The organism is Microcoleus sp. Pol11C2 (assembly GCF_036701505.1).
GTDB lineage: Bacteria > Cyanobacteriota > Cyanobacteriia > Cyanobacteriales > Microcoleaceae > Microcoleus.
This window is the reverse complement of the sequence record NZ_JAUBQX010000103.1, coordinates 3,283-4,587: the sequence shown is the minus strand read 5'-3', so window position 1 is coordinate 4,587 and position 1,305 is coordinate 3,283. Positions and strand designations below refer to the sequence as shown.

Genomic DNA, 1,305 nt, shown 5'->3' with positions numbered 1-1,305 from the left:
AAGCGGTTTGACTGTTTACGTGATGCGATCGAAGATGTCCTACGCCTTGCATCCTAACCGCCTTGGCGGTTGCTATACTTTGTCGTTTAAGTGTCGGGAGATGCTCAGGGCTTGGTTGTAGGCATTCAGAGCCGTTGACCATTCTTTTGAAGCGATGTAGGTGCTACCAATGCCAGTTAAGGCAGTAGCTTCTGCTGCTAAATTACCTGCGGGTCTGGAGATTACCAGGGCTTTGTTGTAGGAGTCTAGGGCATTTTTCCAGTTTCCTGTAGCAGCGTGAATATCACCAATGTTGTTGAGGGTGTTGGCGACTGCCGTTTGGTCATTTAATTGATAAAACAGGGGCAAAGCTTGGTTATAGTAATCCAGGGCATTTTTCGGGTCAGATAAATCGGTGTAGAGTTGACCAATACTGTTGATAATAGCGGCTTCTTCGGCTTTGGCACCGGCTTGTTGTGATAAGGGTAATCCTTGGTTGTAAGAGTCTAGGGCAGATTGAAATTGTCCGAAATTGGCGTAAATTTTACCCATTGATAAAAGAGTGAGTGCAGCTTGAGCAGAGTTTTGCTCGGCACGAGAGAGTGCGAGGGATTCTTCTAACTTTTGAAGTGCGAGTTGTCTAGATTCGATGGTTCCTTGGCTAGAAAGTTGAGTTCCTTTGATAAATGCTACTTCAGCAGCAGAAACTTTTATTCCAAGTGATAAGTCCTACAGGCGAGCAGTTCTATCGTCACTAGCAGTGAGAATTTGGCTACCATCGGGGCTAAATATTGCACTGTTGACCCCTTTCTCATGTCCCCGGAATATGGCTAGAGGATTGCCTTTTGTATCCCACAGACGGGCGGTTTTATCGCCGCTGGCTGTGAGGATTTGGCGACCGTCGGGACTAAATACTGCGCTGTTGACTCTAAAATGATAATGATCCCCCCCCTGGAATTGTGCTAAGAGATTACCTTTGGTATCCCACAGAAGGGCAGTGCCATCCGCACTGGCAATCAGGATTTGACTACCATCGGGGCTAAATACGGCTCTGTAGTGCGTAACCCCCCCTCGATCTACATCCTCCCTACCCCGGAACTCGGCTAGGAGATTGCCTTTAATATCCCACAGACGAGCAGTTCCATAAGGATACCTACTATCAGTCAGAATTTGGCGGCCATTTGGACTAAATTTGGCACTCTCGACATATCCCTCATGCCCCCGGAACACAGCCAGGAGATTACCTTTTGTATCCCATAGACGGGCGGTTTTATCTAGTAAACTGGCGGTGAGGATTTGGCTACCATCGGGGCTAAATACGGCACT

Annotated in this window: 1 protein-coding gene and 1 pseudogene; both read right to left on the bottom strand. The window is 47.7% G+C overall.

The window, feature by feature from the left end; genetic code table 11:
* Positions 1 to 72: 72 nt before the first annotated feature.
* Entirely contained in the window at positions 73 to 630 is a 558-nt protein-coding gene (locus QUA42_RS27350; RefSeq protein WP_333141795.1) for a tetratricopeptide repeat protein, read from the bottom strand.
* Between the two features lie 78 nt (positions 631 to 708).
* Positions 709 to 1,305: pseudogene (locus QUA42_RS27345) on the bottom strand (WD40 repeat domain-containing protein); the annotation flags it as partial.